Annotated in this window: 13 protein-coding genes and 1 pseudogene; 7 read left to right on the forward strand and 7 right to left on the reverse strand. The window is 60.9% G+C overall.

The window, feature by feature from the left end:
• Nucleotides 1-77 precede the first annotated feature (77 nt).
• From NKJ67_RS26710 to NKJ67_RS26730, 5 genes are read right to left on the reverse strand one after another with little or no spacing between them, the layout of a single operon-like run.
• Nucleotides 78-506, reverse strand: coding sequence for an acyl-CoA thioesterase (locus NKJ67_RS26710; protein WP_127381726.1), 429 nt, complete (start codon nucleotides 504-506; stop codon nucleotides 78-80).
• Nucleotides 503-1,438, reverse strand: a complete 936-nt coding sequence (gene kce, locus NKJ67_RS26715; protein WP_127317813.1) for a 3,5-dioxohexanoate:acetyl-CoA acetone transferase — start codon at nucleotides 1,436-1,438, stop codon at nucleotides 503-505. The genes NKJ67_RS26710 and kce overlap by 4 nt, the downstream gene beginning before the upstream one ends.
• A gap of 31 nt (nucleotides 1,439-1,469) precedes the next feature.
• On the reverse strand, nucleotides 1,470-2,576 hold the full coding sequence (locus NKJ67_RS26720; RefSeq protein WP_127326736.1) for an ABC transporter ATP-binding protein: 1,107 nt from the start codon (nucleotides 2,574-2,576) through the stop codon (nucleotides 1,470-1,472).
• Nucleotides 2,576-3,313 carry a GntR family transcriptional regulator gene (locus NKJ67_RS26725; RefSeq protein ID WP_127321023.1) on the reverse strand — a complete coding sequence of 246 codons (738 nt, stop codon included), beginning with the start codon at nucleotides 3,311-3,313 and terminating at the stop codon, nucleotides 2,576-2,578. Before NKJ67_RS26725 ends, NKJ67_RS26720 begins: the two co-directional genes overlap by 1 nt.
• On the reverse strand, nucleotides 3,313-4,647 hold the full coding sequence (locus tag NKJ67_RS26730; RefSeq protein WP_256747442.1) for an aspartate aminotransferase family protein: 1,335 nt from the start codon (nucleotides 4,645-4,647) through the stop codon (nucleotides 3,313-3,315). Before NKJ67_RS26730 ends, NKJ67_RS26725 begins: the two co-directional genes overlap by 1 nt.
• A gap of 121 nt (nucleotides 4,648-4,768) precedes the next feature.
• Between NKJ67_RS26730 and NKJ67_RS26735 the strand changes: the two genes are divergently transcribed.
• The 7 genes from NKJ67_RS26735 (at nucleotide 4,769) to NKJ67_RS26765 (ending at nucleotide 11,817) form a co-directional block, all read left to right on the forward strand.
• Nucleotides 4,769-5,824 carry an ABC transporter substrate-binding protein gene (locus NKJ67_RS26735; protein WP_352584109.1) on the forward strand — a complete coding sequence of 352 codons (1,056 nt, stop codon included), beginning with the start codon at nucleotides 4,769-4,771 and terminating at the stop codon, nucleotides 5,822-5,824.
• 31 nt (nucleotides 5,825-5,855) lie between these two features.
• Nucleotides 5,856-7,055, forward strand: a complete 1,200-nt coding sequence (locus tag NKJ67_RS26740; protein ID WP_292458877.1) for an ABC transporter permease — start codon at nucleotides 5,856-5,858, stop codon at nucleotides 7,053-7,055.
• Nucleotides 7,052-7,861, forward strand: a complete 810-nt coding sequence (locus tag NKJ67_RS26745) for an ABC transporter permease (protein WP_352584111.1) — start codon at nucleotides 7,052-7,054, stop codon at nucleotides 7,859-7,861. Before NKJ67_RS26740 ends, NKJ67_RS26745 begins: the two co-directional genes overlap by 4 nt.
• Entirely contained in the window at nucleotides 7,858-9,036 is a 1,179-nt protein-coding gene (locus tag NKJ67_RS26750) for a M20 aminoacylase family protein (protein ID WP_352584113.1), read from the forward strand. The genes NKJ67_RS26745 and NKJ67_RS26750 overlap by 4 nt, the downstream gene beginning before the upstream one ends.
• Nucleotides 9,036-10,469 (forward strand): NAD(P)/FAD-dependent oxidoreductase, encoded by a 1,434-nt coding sequence (locus NKJ67_RS26755; protein WP_352584115.1) that lies wholly within the window; start codon nucleotides 9,036-9,038, stop codon nucleotides 10,467-10,469. The genes NKJ67_RS26750 and NKJ67_RS26755 overlap by 1 nt, the downstream gene beginning before the upstream one ends.
• A gap of 2 nt (nucleotides 10,470-10,471) precedes the next feature.
• Entirely contained in the window at nucleotides 10,472-10,834 is a 363-nt protein-coding gene (locus NKJ67_RS26760) for a EutQ-related cupin domain-containing protein (RefSeq protein WP_164873799.1), read from the forward strand.
• Nucleotides 10,835-11,175: 341 nt separating this feature from the next.
• Nucleotides 11,176-11,817, forward strand: coding sequence for a response regulator transcription factor (locus NKJ67_RS26765; protein ID WP_352584117.1), 642 nt, complete (start codon nucleotides 11,176-11,178; stop codon nucleotides 11,815-11,817).
• A 334-nt stretch (nucleotides 11,818-12,151) separates the two neighbouring features.
• Here the strand turns inward: NKJ67_RS26765 and NKJ67_RS26770 are convergent, their stop codons facing one another.
• Together NKJ67_RS26770 and NKJ67_RS26775 are read right to left on the reverse strand one after the other, a co-directional pair.
• The gene (locus NKJ67_RS26770; RefSeq protein ID WP_352584119.1) at nucleotides 12,152-14,248 is read right to left on the reverse strand and encodes a hypothetical protein; all 2,097 of its coding nucleotides are present in this window, start codon (nucleotides 14,246-14,248) and stop codon (nucleotides 12,152-12,154) included.
• Between the two features lie 507 nt (nucleotides 14,249-14,755).
• Nucleotides 14,756-14,936, reverse strand: a pseudogene (locus NKJ67_RS26775) (IS21-like element helper ATPase IstB); the annotation flags it as partial.
• Nucleotides 14,937-15,405 lie beyond the last annotated feature (469 nt).

Here is a 15,405-nt window from a genome sequence, read left to right on the forward strand (position 1 = left end):
AAGCCTTCAGCGACCTACAGCATCTCGCTCAGTGACGCCAATGCGGCTAACGACGCCGTCACCAGACATTCTCGCCGTCACCCACGCGTATCGGCTTCACCCCTCGGGAGTTTCGCGCTCGCCTGCCGGGCTTCGCCTTCGATCTCGATCTTGCTCCGCGCTTGAAGATCGAAGCGCACCGTTACGGTGCGCATGCGCGCATGCAGGACTCCGTCCAGCGTACCGCGCATTTCATGCAGATAAGTCAGCGACGATTTCCCAAGCTTTTCTATAACGCTGCGAACGGTGACCAGAGTTCCCGCCGCGGTTTCATGCACGTAGTCGATCTCCATCCTCACATCCGCCCAGCCGAGGGTCGGCGTCAAACGAGGATCGGCAATCCTGCCCAGCAACTGGAAACTGGCGTCATCAAACATCGCCACATAATGACGAACGTTGAGATGGCCCATCGCGTCGCACATCCAAGGATGCACGACGCCGACATAGGTTTCGATGCCGGGCGTCAAAACCCGACCTCGTTTGCGCCCTTGAGATCCAGCAGTTGACGGGCTTCGTCGGGCGTCGCGATTTCGAGCGACAACTCGTTGAGAATGCGCTTTATCTTGGCAACCTGTTCGGCATTGCTCTTAGCGAGCGTGCCCTTGCCGACATAGAGGCTGTCTTCCAAACCGACCCGTACATTGCCGCCCATGATCGCGCCCATCGTGCAGAGATTTATCTGGTGCTTGCCCGCGGCAAGGATCGACCAGAGATAATCGTCTCCGAACAGCCGATCAGCCGTCCTGCGCATGTGCATCATGTCTTCTGGGTCGGCGCCGATTCCGCCCAGCAGCCCGAAGATCGTCTGGACGAAAAGCGGCGGCTTCAGCAGCTTGCGGTCTAGAAAGTGCGCAAGCGTATAGAGGTGACTGACATCGTAGCACTCGAACTCGAATTTCGTGCCGTAAGCCTGGCCGACTTCGACGATGATACGCTCGATCTGCTCGAACGTGTTGGAGACGATGCCCTTCTTTGTGTCTTCCAGGTAGCCCTTCTCCCAGTCGTACTTCCAGTCGGTGTATTTCGGCGCGATGTGGTGCAGGGCGAAATTCATAGATCCCATATTGAGCGAGCAGAGTTCCGGCTTCGAAGCGTGCGCGGCTTCAAGGCGCTCTTCGAGGGTCATCTTCAGCCCGCCGCCGGTGGAAATGTTCATCACGGCGTCGGTCTGCTGCTTGATGCGCGGCAGGAAATCCATAAACAGCTTTGGATCAGGGGTAGGCTTGCCGGTCTCCGGATCGCGGGCATGCAGATGGATCACCGACGCTCCGGCTTCGGCTGCTCCGACGGCGGCGTCGACGATCTCGGACGGCGTTATCGGCAGATACGGGCTCATCGTCGGCGTGTGGATCGAACCGGTGACCGCACAGGTGATAACGACTTTCGGCGATTTCTTCATGGTTGAACTCTCCCTTGTCTGCCTTTTGTTGTTATCTATCGAGCGCGAGGCAATCCTCACGACCACAGCCCAATCGAACCGCCTCGCCCGCATTGAGCTCGGACCGAGACGACGATGCGGCAAGCTTGACAATGAATTTCAGGCCGCCCGCCGTCACAGCGACGAGCCGGATGTGATCCCCGACATAGACGGACTGAACGACGGTTGCCGCAATCACGTTGAGGGCGGTGGAGCCATCGTGCAATAAGGACATGCGCTCGGGCCTGATCGACAGCGTCACCCTGGCGCCCGCAGGGGGCGTCGCGCCAGGGGAAATGGCGTTCAACACCAGATCGCCATCGTCGAGATGGACGGCCACGCCACCGTTTTCACCGCCGGCAAGCACGGTGCCGGACATGCGGTTGTTCTCGCCGATGAAGCTCGCCACAAAGCTGCCCGTCGGACGCTCATACAGTTCGCGTGGTGTCGAAAGCTGCTCGATGCGGCCGGCGCTGAACACCGCGATCCGGTCCGACATGGTCAGCGCCTCGGTCTGGTCGTGTGTCACATAAACGAACGTGACGCCGAGCCGGGCATGGATATCCTTGATTTCGAACTGCATCTGCTCGCGCAATTGCTTGTCGAGGGCGCCGAGCGGTTCGTCCATCAGGACAAGATTTGGTTCGAAGATCAGGGCGCGGGCAACCGCGACGCGTTGTTGCTGGCCACCCGAAAGCTGCGCCGGACGCCGGTTGCCGAATTCGGGCAACTGGACCATGTCGAGAACGTTCCTGACACGTCGCGTCACCTCGTCGCGGCCAAGTTTGCGGACCTCGAGCGGGAAAGCCAGGTTTTCGGCGACCGTCATGTGCGGGAAAAGCGCGTAGTTCTGGAACACCATGCCGATGCCGCGACGATTGGCGGGAACGTTGTCGATGCGCTGACCGTCAATGAGGATTTCGCCCTCGGTCGTATCTTCGAACCCCGCAAGCATCATCAACGCCGTCGTCTTGCCAGACCCGGAAGGCCCCAGCAGCGTCAGGAATTCGCCGCGCATGATTTCCAGGTCGAGCTGACGCACCGCCTGGACCGTCTGCCCGTAGCGCTTGCTGACGCCACGAAACTCGACATGAACCGGGCCACGCGGGGATCCGCCCATCACCGCGCCTGCGCCTTGGGATCACGGCGTGCCGAAGCCGGGCGTTTGCGCGCAGGCTGAGCCTCAGCCGCCGCGGCGGCGCGAAGAATGATGTCGGCGGCCTCGCGCAGGTCGGCCACCAGCGCCTTGCGCGCAGCCGCGCCATCGGCGCGACGCAGTGCCGCGAGCATTTCGTCGTGATGGTCCAGGCCCAGGCCGTAGGTCACGTCCGAGCGGACGATGTTCAAGAACGGTCCTGCCTGCAGCCACAATTTCTCAATGATCTGCTGGATGAGAGGTGACCGCGCGGCATGGTACATCGTGAAATGGAAGCGCCTGTTCAGGCCGAGATAGCTAGCCATGACATTGCTCTCGACGCATTCGCGCATCAGCCCGTTCAGCTTCGCCAATTCATCGAGTTCTTCGGGCGTGATGGTCGTCGCGGCCCACTCGGCCGCCGTTCCTTCGACGCTGCAGCGCACACGCACCAGATCCGAAATACGCGCCACCGTGGCCTCGGGGACGATGACGCCCCGATTTGGGTGGTCGAACATCGCCTCGTCGCTGACGAGTTGCCGCAAGGCCTCGCGCACCGGCATGGCGCTGGTCCGGTACTGTTCGGCAAGCTGTCGCACGACCAGTCTTTGGCCGGGCAGGAAGTCACCGTTCATCAGTGCTTCCTTCAAGCCCGTATGGACACGAACATGAGCTGTCTTTTGCGCGGCTGAGCCGGCACTGGCATCCTTGCGATCGAGCATCAGTTTGTCCGGCGCGGCAGTATTTTGAGGTTGCTCGACAGGAAATCGTCGAATGCGGCGGCGAAGCCGTCGAGTTCGGCGTCGCCAAATGGCAGTGACAACGCCAGCATGCCGCGCGGCGTCACGTAGTACCCTCGCAACAGCATTTCGATATGCCAAAGCGCAATCACCGAAGGATCGGCATCGTCGAGCCGCGCCGGCGTGTCCACCGGCCCCCTGACGAAATGCAGGTTCATCAACGACCCGCGCCCTATGACGATGCCCTCGACGCCATGCCGCTCAAGGGAGACGTTCATCGCTTCACGCAAGCGATCGCCGCGCGCATTGATGGCGCGGCTCGCCTCTTGCGTCAGCACCTGGGTCAGACCGGTGAAACCAGCAGCCATGCTAAGAATATTGTTGTTGAACGTCCCGCCATGCGAAAACGCACCGGGCAAAGCAGGATCGAAGCGATCGACGAGATCCGCGCGTCCACCGAATGCGCCAAAACTCGCACCGCCGCCGATATACTTGCCGAGCGTCACGAAATCGGGAAAAATCCCATGCGCCCCGTGGAGCGCGCGGTAGTCGAGGCGCGAAGTCATGACCTCGTCGAAAATCAGCAGCGCCCCGGTGTCCTTCGTCGCGGCGCGTAGCGCTTCCAGGAACTCACGCGTCGCCGGGATGCAGCCGCCGCCGCCCATCATCGGCTCGACGATCACTGCGGCAAGCTCGTCGCCCTGTTCCTTGATGAGCGCCACGGCGCCTGCACTATCGTTGTAGTCGGCGAAGACAAAGGGGAAAGGCAAATTGAGCGGTGAGCCGCCATGCGCAAAAGTGAGTACGCCGCCATGATAGCCCTCGCGGAAGGCGAGGATCTTCGAGCGCTGCGTGATGGCGCGAGCCGCCGAAATCGCCATGATGTTCGCCTCGGTGCCCGAGTTGCAGAAGCGCACGCGCTCGATGGCCGGAAAACGGTCGACCACCGCGGCAGCCAGGCGCGCCTCATAGCGGTTGGGTGCACCCAGCATGATGCCACCCTGTATGACGTCCACAAGGGCCGCCGAAATCGCCTTGTCGGAGTGGCCGTAGAAACCGGCACTGTATTCCGAGACCAGGTCGACATAGGTATGGCCGTCCAGATCGGTCACCCTGCAGCCTTCACCGGAAACAAACGATACGGGGAATGGCCGATACCATAGAACAGCCCTCGTATTGCCGCCCGGCAACGATGCCGCGGCCTCGTTCTGACGCGCCCGGCTGTTCGGGTTGGCGTCAGCGAAACGCTGTCGCGCCTCGTCCAGAACAGCAGCGAGACTGACATTGGCGCGCAGGTCTCTAGTGCCTTGCAGCATTCGATCAAATCTCCTCGTCTTTTCAATTTTTTTGCACCCTATCGCAAATTCCTATTGCTAATCAATCGATTTTGCGTTTGAAATTTGATCAAATCTGCAACGATAAGAAAGGGGAACTGCAATGAGGACTTATCTGCAAGCCGTATCTGCCGCCGCGATCTGCCTCGCGACCTCGACTTTGGCCGCGTCCGCGGCCGACCCCGTCACGGTGGTCGGCTGGGGGGGTACATGGGACAAGGCCTACAAGGATGGGGTCTGGGACAAGTACACCGAAAAGACGGGCGTTCCGATCGTCATGGAAGAATGGGGCGGCGAGGTCGCCAAGGTGCGTGCCCAGGTGCAGGCGGGCAACATTACCTACGACGTCGTCTCGGTCGAAGCGCCCGCCATGGAAGTCGGCTGCGCCGAAGGCCTGTTCGTCCCGCTGACGCCCGAGATCACCGGCGACGCGGCGAATTATCTCCCAGGCACCCTGCACGAATGCGGCGTCGCATCCGACACCTGGGCTACGGTCCTTGCCTACAACACGAAGGTCTACAAAGGTGACGCCGCGCCGAAGAGCTGGGCGGATTTCTGGAACGTCGAGAAATTTCCGGGAAAGCGCGGGCTTTACCAGCAGGCACAGTTCACGCTGGAAAATGCGCTGATGGCCGACGGCGTGAAACGCGAGGACATGTACAAGGTGATGGCCACGCCGGAAGGTGTCGATCGGGCTTTCGCCATGCTCGACAAGATCAAGCCGAACGTCGTCTGGTGGTCCACCACAACGCAGGGCATCCAGAACCTCGACAGTGGTGAAGTGGCTCTCAGCGACGGATTCAATGCGCGCATCACCAACGAAGCCATCAACGAGAAGAAGCCCTATGCGATCGCATGGGACGCTGGCTTCTTCTATGGCACCGACTACTGGGCGGTGGTGAAGGGCGCGCCGCACCAGCAGGCCGGGCTGGATCTCCTCAAGTGGTTCTCCATCCCTGAAAACCAGGCCGGCTTCTCGAAACTCTATGCCTATGGCACCGGCCGCAAGGAAGCCGCAGACCTCATTCCCGCGGATTGGAAGGCCAACCTGCCCACGTCGCCGGAGCACCTTCAGTACGGCGCCTCCTATGACAACGACTTCTGGACCGAGCACAAGGAAGCACTGGAAGAACGCTTCAAGGCCTGGCTCGCGAAGTAACCCAGGCATGTTGGTCGGGACAAAGCCGGCTATGAAGCGGCGCCAACGGGGCGGCATGCTCGCCCTGTTGACGGCCCCGCTTATTCTGTTCGTCGTCATTCTGTTTCTGTGGCCGGTAGCGCGCTTCCTCGCTCTGGCCGTCGACAACTCGGATTTCTCGAACAACCTGCCGCGCACAATTGCCGCTCTGGCGGGCTGGAATGCGGATAGCGGCCTGCCTGGCGAACCCGTCTTTGCAGCACTCGTCGAGGATTTGGCCGACGCGCGGCGCGCCGGGAAGGAAGGCGTCCTGGCGCAACTCGTGAACCAGCGCGTCGTCGGCAGCCGTTTCCTCGTCATTAAGACGGCAAAGGATGCGGCCGACGGCAAGCTCGACATGCGCCCTGTGCGCGACGAGGTGCTCGCCAAACAGGCCGGCTGGAAAAACATCGATCTCTGGCAGGTCATAGCGCGTCAGCAAAGCGCGCGAACGGACTATTATCTGCTTGCGAGCCTGGACCTGAAGCGAGGCGCGGACAATTCGATCGAAGCCGTTTCCGCCGACCGCGCCATCTTCGTCGACGCGCTGCTGCGTACGATCTGGATCAGCATCGTGGTGACCGTCATCTGCGCGGTGCTCGCCGTGCCGCTGGCGCAGGCAATTGTCAGCGCGCCCCCGGCCTGGTCGAAGCTGATGTTCGCGTTGATCCTGTTTCCGCTCTGGACATCGCTGCTGGTGCGCACCGTCATCTGGATCATCGTGCTGCAGAAGAACGGCCCCGTGAATTCCACTCTGCTCGGATTGGGTATCGTCAGCGAACCCCTCGACCTCATCTACACCCGCTTTTCGCTCTATTTGGCGATGGTTCAGGTTCTGCTGCCTATGATGGTGCTCTCCGTCGTCGCTGTCATGCGGCGGGTTCCGACCACCTACATGCGCGCGGCACTGTCGCTGGGTGCGCCGTGGCTCACGGCGTGGCGCCGCGTGCAGTTGCCGTTGATCCTGCCAGGGATCCTGTCCGGCGGGGCGATCGTTTTTGTCTTCGCACTTGGCTACTACATCACCCCGACGCTTGTCGGCGGGCCGACCGACCAGATGATCTCCAGCTACATAGCTTTCTACACGAACAGCACACTGAACTGGGGCATGGGTGCAGCGCTTTCGCTGCAACTGCTGATGATCCTCGTGTTGTTTGCGTTGCTGTTCTGGACGGCGTCCGTCCTCTTCCGCCGCAAGGCGCATGTCGCATGAGCGCCGACCGCTTCCGGAAGTGGCTGATGTATGCCTATGCGGCGACGTTGCTGGCGTTCATCATTCTGCCCCTGCTGATCGTGATCCCTATGTCGCTGACCTCGAGCAATTCGCTGGCATTTCCGACGCCGGGCTGGTCGCTGCGCTGGTATGCCGAACTGTGGGTCGACCAGCGTTGGCCGAACGCACTGTGGAACTCGGTCGTCATCGGGCTGTCCACCACGGTTCTGGCGTTGCTGCTCGGCATACCTGCGGCGATCGGACTCGCCTGGGGCGATTTTGCCGGCAAGCGAATCCTCTACGCGATCATCGCCGCGCCCTTGGTGACGCCAGTCGTCATCGTCGGCGTCGCGGCCTTTTCATTCTTCGCCACACTGGGACTCGTCGGCAACAAGCTATCGATTATTCTGGTGCATACGGCGATGGCCGTGCCTGTGATGCTGACGACTGTCGTCGCCAGCCTTTCGACCTTCGACCGGACGTTGGTTCGCGCGGCGGCATCGCTCGGCGCCGGCACCATGCGCACATTCTTCAAGGTAGTGCTGCCGCTGATAGCGCCGGGCGTCATTACAGGGGCCATCATCGCCTTCATCATCTCTTTCGACGAAGTCGTCGTCGCAAGTTTCCTCTCGACAGGCGCGGAGCGAACCTTGCCTCGCATGATCTTCTCCGGGGTTCGCGAATCCATCAGCCCTGCCATCGCGGCCGTCGCTGTGCTGCTGATCGCATTCTCTGCGACCCTGCTTGGTGTCATCGCCATCCTTCAGGGCCGCTCGCAAACTCTCCGCGCAAGGGCATCGGCATGAGACTGGTTCCATCGGTGCAGCAGTTGGAGACCGAGATGACGGCCTGGCGGCGGCATCTGCATGCCAATCCAGAACTCGGCTTCGAAGAGTTCGAGACGGCGCGTTTCGTGGCGGACAAACTGCGCTCGTGGGGCATCGAGACGACCGAAGGCGTCGGACGGACAGGTGTCGTCGGCACGCTCAGGGGCAGGCTCGGCGCTGGTCGCAGTCTTGGCATCCGAGCCGACATGGACGCCCTGCCGATGACCGAGGCGCGGCCGCTGCCGCATGCGTCCCGCATTCCCGGGAGGATGCATGGCTGCGGCCATGACGGTCACACGACGATGCTGCTCGGCGCAGCCTCGGCGCTTGCCCGCTCGCCCGACTTCGCCGGCACCGTGCATTTCATTTTCCAGCCGGCCGAGGAGGGTCGAGGTGGGGCACTCGCCATGCTGAATGATGGCCTTTTCGAGCGTTTCCCCTGCGATGAAGTCTACGCGCTGCACAATTGCGAACGGCCTCTCGGCGAGATCGCCGTCCACCGCGGAACGGTGGCCGCGGCGGCCGATCGCTTCGAGATCGTCGTCCATGGAAGGGGCGGCCACGCGGCGATGCCGCATCTGGCGATCAATCCACTCCCCGTCGCCGCGCGCATCCTGCTGGCAATCGAAGCCCTGCCCGGTCGCCTGACCGATGTGCACTCTCCGGCAATCGTCACCGTTGGCAGCCTGCGCGCCGGCGAAGCCTTCAACACCATCCCCGATGCGGCGTTTCTGACCGGCACCGTGCGCACCTTCGACCATCAGGTTCAAAAGACGTTGGAGATGGCAATCCGCCGCATCGCGAAAAACGAGGCTGAAGCTTTTGGCGCCAGCGTCGATATTCGCTACGAAACGCCCTTCGCGCCGACGATCAACACTCCGGCGCAAGCCGACGCGATGATCGCGATTGCGAACGAGGTGATGGGCTCGGAACGTCTCGTCGTCGATCCGCCTCCCGAGATGGGTTCTGAAGATTTCTGCTACATGTTGGAACAGCGGCCGGGCTGCTATTTCTTGCTTGGCCAGGAGGACGACGCGCACCAGGCCGCCGCGCACGACACCAATTACGATTTCAACGACGCTATCCTGCCGATGGGCGCCAGTCTTTGGGTCAGGCTGGTGGAGCGCCGCCTGTCCGCCGCAGGCGCATCGTGATGCAGTTGCCGGAAAAAGACATCCGCTGGCGGAGCCATTGGCTGCGGCAGGCATTGCCCGAGGACCCGGACCTTGCGCCTCCGCTCGAAGAGACAACGCAGGCCGACATCTGCATCGTTGGCGGCGGGTATCTCGGACTGTGGACCGCCATTCGCCTCAAGCAGCACAATCCAGGCTTCGACGTTGTCATTGTAGAGCGCGACATTTGTGGTGGTGGCCCGAGCGGCCGCAATTCCGGAATGGTGCTTTCGGCGTGGACCAAATACAGCGCGCTTGCCGCGCTGCGCGACGGAAACGACGCGCTTTCGATCATCAAGGCATCCGAAGCCGCGATCGGCGGCATCGAGGCTTTCTGCAAGGCCGAGGCAATCGACGCCTGGTTCGATCGCATCGGCTGGATCTGGGGAGCTACGTGCGAAGCACAGCTTGGCGCCTGGGACGACGCGTTAAATAAGCTGGCAGCGCACGGCTACGTCCCGGCGCGGCGAGTTTCGCGCCCGGAGATCGCGGCGATGGCCGGTACGACGAGCCACCTTGGCGGTGCGTTCGACGCTTCGTCGGCAACTGTGCATCCAGGGTTCCTGGTGCGCGGCCTGCGTCGTGCAGCGCTGAACCGCGGCGTTCGGATTTATGAAAAGTCGCCGATGAAGCGGTTTTCGCGACGTGGCAAGCTCACGGTGGAAACGGCGAAAGGAACTGTGTCCTGCGGCAAGGTCGTGCTTGCCATGAACGCCTGGTCCGGGGCGATTCCGGAACTGGCCCCTGCGATCTTCAACATCTCCAGCGACGACGCCATGTCACAGCCCATTCCAGACCTTCTCGACAAGGTCGGCTACCGCCGGGCGCCGCTGATGATCGATTCCCGCGTCTTCGTTGGCGGTTGGTCTCCGACGCGCGATGGTCGGCTGTCCGTCGGCGTCAGCGGTGGCGTCATTGGCTTCGGCGGCATTGTCGACCAGCGTTTCCATGGCCTGTCGCCACGGGTCGCCGAAATGCGTCGCGTGCTGCGGGATGGCCACCCGGCGCTCGCCGATTTCCCACTCGAAACATCGTGGAACGGCCCGATCGACCGGACGGTCAGCGGCGTGCCGCTGTTCGGCGCTTTGCCCGCCAACCGCGATGTCGTCTACGGCTACGGCTTTTCCGGCAATGGCACGACAATGGCTTATATCGGCGGCGAGATCCTCACCAGTCTGCTGACTGACGGCGAATCGGAACTGACGCATTCGGCGCTGGTGCGTCCGGTGGCGCGCGGTTTCCCGCCCGAACCCTTTCGCTTCGTCGGTGCGCATTTCGTCCGTGGCGCGGTGCGTCGGCGCGACGATCTCGAACATGCCGGGCGCAAGCTGGATCCGGTGACGAGATGGCTCGCCGGGCTGGCTCCGTCCGGCGTCACTCCCTCCAAAGCCAATCTTCGCGCAAAGAAAGGATGACAATGTCCAAGGCCAGGATTTTCAAGCACAGCGAGTTGACTCTGAAGCCATCAGTCACGCCGACCGGAACGTCGTCGATCGCGCGCGTCATCAATGCCGAGATCAGCCGGACCATGGGCGGTGGCATTGAGTATCTGGAGAACGCCTCGATCGACTGGACCGTGACCTATGACGAGGTGCTGTTCATCCATGAAGGCACGCTGACGATCGAACTGGATGACGGCCGCCACGAATGCCGCCCTGGCGACATCGTCTGGTTACCCAATGGCACGCATCTGAAATACATCGCAACCGAACGCACCGGCTATTTTTACTGCCTGTACCCATACGACTGGGCCGCGCGGCAAGGGACGGTAGAACCTTGAAGTGACAGGCATATCATAGGTTCGCCTTTCACCGCGCAGTTCCGAGGTAGCGAAACTGCTGGTTTGGCATCTCCGCGAAGTACGCATTGCAGGTCAATATCGTCGGCTGCAAAGCGTCACGCTTGGAAGCGATTTCATGGTGATAGCGGCCAGGAAGGGCAGCTAGCCAGCTTCCCGCCCAAGTGCGATGCGAGATGTCCGCTGATCCGCCTGGCAGACGGCGGATTGTCATTATAGCAATATGCATATTAGCTATTACTTGACAATAGGCCTAGGCTCTGGTTTCCTGATTTTACGGGTACTTAACCAAGTTCGTTGCGTTTTTTACGGACGGTGTTCGCATGTCGACGTTGGTCGTGGCGGACCCGCGAGGGGTATATCTCGCCGGTCTGGAATGGGTTTTGCAGAAGGCTGGACACGATGTTGTCGCCCAGTGTCGCCGCCCTGCGGACGTTCTCGCTCATGTGGAGCGCCATCAGCCTGATATCGTCATCGTGGGCGTGGATCTCGCGGACCAGCAGACATCAGGTCTCTCCTCACGGCTGAAGGCCGGCAACAGCGCTCTCGGCATCATCTTCATCGTGCAGCCAACCGGCAGGCTCGATGTCAAGGAGATACAGACGCTCGACGTCGACGGCCTGTTTCTGGACGGCATCAGCCACCGCTTTCTCATCGAATGCGTGAATGCGGTGGCGGCGGGCAAGAAGTGGATCGACAACAAGATCGTCCAGCAACTGCTGATGCCCGGGTCGCAGCCGCAGCCAATGTCCCGGCTGACCGGGCGGGAGACCGAGATCGCCGATCTCGTCTCGCGCGGGCTGCGCAACAAGACCATCGCGCAGCGGCTGCATTTATCCGAAGGCACGGTGAAGATGCACCTGCATCACGTCTACGAGAAGCTGCACCTCGGCGGCCGGGCGGAACTGGCCTGGATGACGCACGGCAAAAGCCTCGCCCCCCCCCCAGGAACGGGCCTCCTCTGAAAGCAGCACTTTTTTAACGGGCATCGACGTGAGGCCGGCAGCGGGCCGGAAAGCCGCGCGATGGCATCGGCCGCGATTGCGACAGCCTGCTCTCGGTCCGACCCGCCTGATAACCGGGGCATTGGAGATTGGCTTGGCGGTTGCTGGCTCTCCCCTCCTCCGGTTCCTTCAGCCAAAGAGGCTGGTTGTCGGAAAGCCGCCACAGCATACACCGCAAGCCGCCGCTTTGCATGTCGCCTAGTTTGAGTCCAGAGCCTTGGTGTCTTGAACGTCCGGCCCCTCGAAGGGGGCCGGATCGTCTGCGTTGAAGCTAATGAAGGCTGCGAGAACGTCATCAAACGATGAAGTCCTGGCTTGCGAGGATGCTCAGTGTTTGCGTAGCAGCATCCCCGTCGAGGTCGGTGTTTGCCAGAGTGAATTCGAACGGCTGATCGTCAACTGGGCCCTCGATGCTCGTCGAGAAGTCGAGGATGCGAACACCCGAGTTGGCACCGCCGACGTGGAACTGAACGTAGGCCGTGTCGAAGGCTTGCCCACCATCGTCATCGATGGTCACGGTCTGATTGCCCGAGCGCAAGCCAGTAACGTTTTCGATGGTGTGATCGATCAGATTGCCGCCATCGTCGTAAAGCCACGATTCTACGGTGATGGCGTTGATGTTTCCAATTCCTGCGACCGCGAAGGTTAGATTGTTGATGTCAGACCCGTCCGCAGTGGAGAAGGTGAAGCCCTCGTTGTTATTGATCTGCGAAGCCTGACCGCCTTTCACGCCGAAACCAACTGCATCGGGGTTAAGGTCGTCAGCCGCTACAGTCGGGCCTCCCAGTGGAGTGGTGTTGAACGGCACAAAGGCTGCCTCGGTCGCGCCCGCTGCGGGCGTAGCGTTGAAGATCAGGCCGTCAAAGACGATGCTGCCGGTGTTATCCACCGTGGGTACTGTCAAGGTCTCCTGGGGACCGCCCGACTTGACCGCATTGAAGTTGAGGTCGGACTGCTCACCCTGGGGTGTGAAGAGCACGTCGAAGGTGTATCCCGAGTCGGTCACGTTCAGTTGGTAAAGATCCGTATCGGTGGCCACGTCGCGGTACGTCAGCGTGGTTCCGTCGTTGGTGAGAATCTCCTCGATGTCAGCGCCACCGAGATCGGTATATTGGGTGATGGTGACGTGTGAGCCGTCGGCTCCGGGAGTAAGGTCGAACGTCCCTGTGTCCTGTTGATTGGCGGCCAATCCGACCTGGAACGGCGTTGCATCACCAGTGATGCCGTCGAACGTCGGCCCGGCATCCTCAAACACGAGGTGCGTCCCGAGATCCTCGTGGTTGACGACCGTCACCTCGCTCGATGATGGGAACGCGACTTCAAGGTTCTCAACGCGCACACCGGAGGTGCTCTGCTTCGTGTCGTAGGTAAATCGAACGTAGATTTGATCGACGCTATCCGCCGACTCGATGGTATAATTCTCAAAGACGGCGCTGCCGGAAGGTAAAGTTACTTTGTCAGTGCCATGCTCAACTACCACCCCATTATCGATAGTCCACCACTCGATGTTAACGCTCTTCACACCGCCTATGCCCTGGACGTCGAACCTGATGCCGCCGATCTCGTTCGCATCCGGAGTGGCAGAAGTCCAGGCCGCGTCTTGGACGAAGAAGCCCTCATTTTGATTCATCTGAGAGGCTTGGCCCCCCTTCACACCGAAGCCGACGGCGTCGGGATTCAGATCATCATTGGTTCCGGGGTTCTTGTTGATGGTCGTCGGATCAGTGACTGCACCTGCCGGGAAGATGATGCCATCAAACTTGGCGCTGTGATTGTCAGTGAGATCGGCTGTCGCAACCGTGAGTGTCTCCTGTGGGCTACCTGACGGGATCGACGCGAAGTCCAGCACCTGAAACGTCGTTACGAGCTCAGTGGTCGTTACATCCAGTGTGATCTTGCCTTCGGCAAAAGACAGGATGTCTCCATCGTCAACGGCGAGCGGATCGTTGTGATGCAGCGGTTCGTATTGAATGAGGTAAATCTGCGCTGACGACACGCCGCCGGTCAGGTCAAGCGCAACCGCGAACGCTAGGTCGCCCGCAGGGTCCGCGTCCCCATTAGCGTCGGCCTCGCGTCCATAAATGATGCCGCCCTCATTGTAGAGGAAGATTTCCACACCGTCGACGGTAAAGAGGCCGCTCGTGGTGCCGCCCGGGCCGTCATCGGGAATCGACAGCGCCAGATCGGTCGCGCCGGTTGTGTCAAGGAGGGCGGTGTTGACAGCCACCTGCGGGAACCCTGTCGTGGGGTCGGTAGGACTGATTCCAAGCACGCCGAGAGCGGTGAGCGCGTCGCTCAGCGTCTGGTCGAGGAGGACATCGTTATCATCGGTGACGGTTTGTACGCCGATTTGCTCGTCGAGAACGAGATTGGTGTCGGTAATAGTGGTCATAATCTTCCTCCCAATTGTGATCGAGCTGTCCCCAGGGTCAGTTGGAATGAGGTCAGGGCGCGCCGAAAATGGTGGATTTCGAGAACCGGAACAGAGCACGCCTTGACGTGCGTAAGTTCCGGAGGCTTGGAAAACTACGATTGCCCGTCCGCCATCACTTGAGATGCCACTTGAAATGCTAACAAACCCCAGATGCTCAGGGGTCAATTTGGCGCAGCCTAAGCATGGCAAGTCAACTTTCCGTCTGGTAGTATTATGACCTATATCGAACGATATATATCGTTTTCGATAGGGTCGCCGGCGTCAATATAAATGGGAATATTGACCTGGCGGAGAAGCGCCGTAGTGAATGCCCGCGCCCGGAGCAAACCATACGTGTCAAACGCCTTGCAAAACTGGCCCCGATCGGCGTCCCCCTTTATGTAGGGCACGTCGCTTAGCGCTCGCCGGAGCTTATCGGGTTGCGCAGCCTGGCGAGCGCGGATGAGCTTGGCCGTGTTGTGTTGATCAGGCGCGGTTCTTGAAGCGCCGGGACTCATTGACAGTCTCGATGATCTCACAGTGATGCGTGAGACGATCCGAGTTCATCGAGGACGACGAAGCCGAGGCGGGTGAGATAGTCGGCGATGCGGCCCTGCTTGCCGGCGCGACGCTCGGTCTTGAGCTGGTTGAGCAGATCGACGACGTTGCACCTATCACGTCTACGAGAAGCTGCACCTCGGCAGCCGGGCGGAGCTGGCCTGGGCATGGCAAAGGCGCTGAGCGTCCAGGAACGGGCCTCCTCTGACACCCCACTCTCAACTGGCATCGACATGAAGCGGCAAAGGGGGCCGGAAAGCCGCGTGATGGCATCGGCCGTGATACCCACCGCAGCGCCTGCGTCAGCCTGATCTATCGAAAGATATATATCGTTCGATCAGGTGCGGACATTGACCTCAATACTATCGAACCGGGAATGGACGCCTCCTCTTCGGCGGCGCCACAATCGAGGATCAAAGGCCGCAATTCAGCGCGTTAGGGCATCTGGGGATGGGGATCCCCTTTTCTTGATGCGTTCAAAAAGGGGGAATCTCGATGGCACCCACCATAGCAGCTCATGGCAGGCCTCACTGCAATCCCTTGCGCCGGATGTCACTCCGCACACCAGAGAAATAGCG

This window comes from Mesorhizobium sp. M0088 (assembly GCF_040322895.1).
Taxonomy (GTDB): Bacteria; Pseudomonadota; Alphaproteobacteria; order Rhizobiales; family Rhizobiaceae; genus Mesorhizobium.

Excerpts from the sequence above, each read along its gene's own strand:
- kce (WP_127317813.1), bottom strand. The coding sequence starts at position 1,438 with ATGAAGAAATCGCCGAAAGTCGTTATCACCTGTGCGGTCACCGGTTCG.
- NKJ67_RS26720 (WP_127326736.1), bottom strand. The coding sequence starts at position 2,576 with ATGGGCGGATCCCCGCGTGGCCCGGTTCATGTCGAGTTTCGTGGCGTC.
- NKJ67_RS26725 (WP_127321023.1), bottom strand. The coding sequence starts at position 3,313 with ATGCTCGATCGCAAGGATGCCAGTGCCGGCTCAGCCGCGCAAAAGACA.
- NKJ67_RS26730 (WP_256747442.1), bottom strand. The coding sequence starts at position 4,647 with ATGCTGCAAGGCACTAGAGACCTGCGCGCCAATGTCAGTCTCGCTGCT.
- NKJ67_RS26735 (WP_352584109.1), top strand. The coding sequence starts at position 4,769 with ATGAGGACTTATCTGCAAGCCGTATCTGCCGCCGCGATCTGCCTCGCG.
- NKJ67_RS26740 (WP_292458877.1), top strand. The coding sequence starts at position 5,856 with ATGAAGCGGCGCCAACGGGGCGGCATGCTCGCCCTGTTGACGGCCCCG.
- NKJ67_RS26745 (WP_352584111.1), top strand. The coding sequence starts at position 7,052 with ATGAGCGCCGACCGCTTCCGGAAGTGGCTGATGTATGCCTATGCGGCG.
- NKJ67_RS26750 (WP_352584113.1), top strand. The coding sequence starts at position 7,858 with ATGAGACTGGTTCCATCGGTGCAGCAGTTGGAGACCGAGATGACGGCC.
- NKJ67_RS26755 (WP_352584115.1), top strand. The coding sequence starts at position 9,036 with ATGCAGTTGCCGGAAAAAGACATCCGCTGGCGGAGCCATTGGCTGCGG.
- NKJ67_RS26760 (WP_164873799.1), top strand. The coding sequence starts at position 10,472 with ATGTCCAAGGCCAGGATTTTCAAGCACAGCGAGTTGACTCTGAAGCCA.
- NKJ67_RS26765 (WP_352584117.1), top strand. The coding sequence starts at position 11,176 with ATGTCGACGTTGGTCGTGGCGGACCCGCGAGGGGTATATCTCGCCGGT.
- NKJ67_RS26770 (WP_352584119.1), bottom strand. The coding sequence starts at position 14,248 with ATGACCACTATTACCGACACCAATCTCGTTCTCGACGAGCAAATCGGC.